This window comes from Yoonia sp., from assembly GCF_036007805.1.
GTDB lineage: Bacteria > Pseudomonadota > Alphaproteobacteria > Rhodobacterales > Rhodobacteraceae > Yoonia.
In genome coordinates this window covers 1-3,861 of sequence record NZ_DASYOK010000045.1, presented here as the reverse complement: position 1 = coordinate 3,861, position 3,861 = coordinate 1, and the positions used below count along the sequence as shown (strand labels likewise).

Sequence of the window (3,861 nt, the reverse complement as noted above, 5' to 3'; positions counted from 1 at the left end):
ATGAAGAAAATCCCAGCCACCCTCATGCTGATCGCACTCACGACACCCGCTTTCGCTGATGTCACGATCAGCCACGGTTTTTCGACCTTCGGTGATCTGAAATACGGCCCTGATTTCACCCATTTCGACTATGCCAACCCCGACGCCCCCCAAGGCGGCACCATGAGCCAGCGCCAGCTCTTCGGCACCCCCACCTTCGACAGCCTGAACGCCTTCATCATCAAAGGCGACAGCGCCCCCGAAGTCAGTGTCCATATCTATGACAGCCTGATGGTGCGGGCCAATGACGAACCCGATGCGCTTTACGGGCTGATTGCAGAAACCATCGAATACCCCGATGATTTCTCTTACGTCGCCTTCAACATGCGCCCTGAGGCCCGTTTCCATGACGGCACCCCCGTCACCGCCGCCGATGTTGTGTTCACCATCAACGCGCTGCAAACCGAAGGGCATCCCTACTACCGCAACCTGTTGTCCGATGTGTCAGCCGTGACCGCCGAAAGCGACACCCGTGTGCGCTTTGATCTGGCCCCCGGGGCGGGGAGCGGCCTTTTGGGCAGTGTCGCGGAACTGCCCGTGCTGCCTGCACATTTTTATGACACCGTGGATTTTGCCGAAAGCTGGATGGATATCCCCCTTGGGTCCGGCCCCTATGAGGTGGCAAATGTCGACGCCCCGCGCACGATCACCTTCTGCAAAGACCCCGATTATTGGGGTGCTGACCTGCCGGTAAACACTGGCCGCAACAATTTCGACTGCTTCACTTACGAATACTTCGTCGATGATACCGTGGGGCTCGAGGCCTTTGCCGCCGGTGAATACCATATGCGCGTCGAATACCGCTCGGCCTCATGGGCGACAGGTTACGATTTTCCTGCCGCACAGCGCGGCTGGGTACAGCAACTCTTGATCCCCGATGGCCGCCCCGCCAATGCCCAGGGCATCTGGTTCAACATGCGTAATCCCGTGCTGCAAGATATCCGCGTGCGCCAGGCCCTTGAATATGCATTCAATTTCGAATGGACGAATGACACGATTTTTTATGGCACCTATACCCGCAACGACAGTTTCTTTGAAAACACCGATATGCAGGCGACAGGTATTCCCGAAGGTGTGGAACTGGCACTGTTAGAGGAATTCCGCGACCAGCTCCCGCCGGAAATTTTTACCGAACCTGCCCATGTGCCCAACCCCGGCAGCAACCGCCCTCGCGACCGTGGTGATCTGCGCAGGGCAGGCGAGCTTCTTGAGGCCGCAGGCTGGACCGTTGGCGATGACGGCATGCGCCGCAACGCAGCCGGAGAAGTCCTACACCTTGAATTCCCCGATAGCAGCCGCAGCCTTGAGCGGATTATGATCCCTTATACCGAAAACCTCAAAGCCCTTGGCATTGATGCGGAATTCGAAGTGATCGACCCGAGCGCGTGGACCCAGCGGAGGCAGGCATTCGATTTCGATCTGTCCTCGACCGCATGGTCCGTCGCCACGACACCGGGGGCAGAATTGCGCGCCTTTTACGGGTCCGCCGCCGCCGGTGCCGAAGGCAGCAATAACCTGACAGGCCTTGCCGATCCTGTGGTGGACGCTCTGATTGAGAAGGTCGTTGTCGCCAGCACCCGCGAAGAGCTCACCACCGCTGTGCGCGCGCTTGACCGCGTGCTGCGCTCCAAACATATCTGGATTGGCGGCTGGAACCTCGGGGCGCACCGTGTGGCGGTCTGGGATATCTTCGGCATACCAGAAACCCCTGCCCCTTATGATTTCTTCCGCAACGTCGATTTCTGGTGGTTCGAACGCGACAAATACGATGCTTTGGTGGCTGAAGGGGCGCTCGACGGCGGATTGTGATCATAACCGCAGGATTTTTCGCGTGGCGCCAAATGATTGCGGTATAGGCTGACGTCAAATTGCGATTCATTTCAAAGCATCAATTCACATGTCCAAATACCACCCCATCGACGTGCGCTACAAAGGCCCCTCGACCGCCTATCGCGGGTCGGCACGCCGGAAAGCAGAGCAACGCGCCAGCGTTTTCGCACAGACCAAGCCACATGCCGCAAAGACTGTACCAACAACCATCCCCAAAGTCCGGCGCAGCCAACAGGGGCCGGTGGCACAGTCTAAGCGCCCGCACCTGCTGACGCGGCTTCTCGGCTACGTGACCAGAGGCAACCTTGCACTTGCTGTGATCTTGGCGGTCATAGGCCTCATCAGCAACCCACAGCTTTTGTGGGACTGGCTGTCGCTGGGCAGCACGCAAATGAACACGATCCCTTAGGCCGCGCCCCCGCCTCTGCGGAGGAACTATCGCAGTAACATCTCTCACCTTCCTGCGATAATCAGGCCCGCAGATTGCCATCCGCGCGCCACGTTGCCATCACTGAGACAACGCAAGACAAAAAAGGGGCCGCAATATGCCAACCGAAAAGCTCACCTTCACCGGACATGGCGGCGACACGCTTGCCGCCCGTCTTGATCTGCCAAACGGGCCGCACCTTGCCACAGCCCTTTTTGCGCATTGCTTTACCTGCTCCAAGGATATCACCGCCGCGCGGCGGATCGCAGCACGTCTGTCCTCTATGGGCATCGCCGTCTTGCGGTTTGATTTTACTGGTCTTGGGCATTCCGAAGGCGAATTTGAAAATACCAGCTTTACCTCGAACGTGGATGACCTGATCGCCGCTGACCGGGCACTGGCCGCGCGGGGCATGCCGCCATCCTTGCTTATCGGTCATTCGCTGGGTGGTGCCGCTGCCCTGAAAGCCGCCCCGATGCTGACGGGTATCAAGGCCGTTGTCACAATCGGCGCACCCTTTGATCCCGGCCATGTCACCCATCATTTCGCCCAAGCAATCCCCGAAATCGAGGATCAGGGCGTGGCCGAGGTTGACCTTGGCGGCCGCCCTTTCCGCATCGGCAAAGCCTTTGTCGAAGATATCAGCGCGGCAAATCTGAAGGCCGCGATTGGCAATCTGGGTGCTGCCCTTCTGGTGCTGCACGCCCCCCGCGATGCCACCGTCGGGATCGCAAACGCCTCGGATATCTTCATGGCAGCCAAACACCCCAAAAGCTTTGTCACACTCGACAACGCCGACCACCTGATGACAGGGGCAAAAGACGCCGAGTACGCCGCCGACATGATTGCCGTGTGGTCGAAACGGTATCTGGAATTGGCAGAATCTGAACCACGGGCTGCCACACCTGAAGGCATATTGCGGGTGTCAGAGGCGGACGTGGATGGCTTTCTGCAGGATATCCAGTCCGGTCCGCACCATCTGCTGGCAGATGAGCCTGCAAAACACGGTGGCAGCAACAAAGGGCTTTCGCCCTATGGCCTTGTTTCCGCCGGACTGGGCGCCTGCACGTCGATGACGATCCGCATGTATGCGCGGCGCAAAGGCTGGCCCCTAACGGGTGTCAGCGTGGATATCACCCATGCCAAGGAACACGCGGCAGATGCCGCCGATCCCGGCGCAAAGGTCGATCACTTTGAACGCCTCGTCCGGCTGGAAGGCGATCTCAGCAAGGACCAGCGCGACAGACTGCTTGAGATTGCAGATAAATGCCCAGTGCACCGCACGCTTGAGCGGTCATCGACCATCACCACCCATCTTGCATGAAAAAAGGCGCAAGCGTGATGCTTGCGCCTTTTTCCAAAATTTGAAAGCGAAGCTTATGAGCGCGCGTCGCCGATCAGCTTCCACAGACCGGGGACCAGCAGTGCTGCAAGGCCCAGCTTGAGCGCGTCACCGATCAGGAACGGTGTCATGCCCACTTCGACCGACCACGCGAGGCCGTTGCCATAGAGAACGCTCAACCACGCCACACCGGGCAGGTAGATCAGCGCATTGGCGATCAGCA

4 protein-coding genes are annotated in these 3,861 nt (G+C 58.9%); 3 read left to right on the top strand and 1 reads right to left on the bottom strand.

The window, feature by feature from the left end; genetic code table 11:
* The 3 genes from VGP75_RS02670 to VGP75_RS02660 all read left to right on the top strand — a co-directional run.
* Positions 1-1,848 (top strand): extracellular solute-binding protein (locus VGP75_RS02670; RefSeq protein WP_327542179.1); only part of this gene is annotated, 1,848 nt, incomplete at its 5' end.
* An 88-nt stretch (positions 1,849-1,936) separates the two neighbouring features.
* Entirely contained in the window at positions 1,937-2,278 is a 342-nt protein-coding gene (locus VGP75_RS02665; RefSeq protein WP_327542178.1) for a hypothetical protein, read from the top strand.
* A gap of 136 nt (positions 2,279-2,414) precedes the next feature.
* Positions 2,415-3,620, top strand: coding sequence for a bifunctional alpha/beta hydrolase/OsmC family protein (locus VGP75_RS02660; protein WP_327542177.1), 1,206 nt, complete (start codon positions 2,415-2,417; stop codon positions 3,618-3,620).
* 53 nt (positions 3,621-3,673) lie between these two features.
* On the opposite strand, the gene VGP75_RS02655 is transcribed toward VGP75_RS02660, so the two are convergent.
* Positions 3,674-3,861: biotin transporter BioY (locus tag VGP75_RS02655; protein ID WP_327542176.1), on the bottom strand; the 188-nt coding region annotated here is incomplete at its 5' end.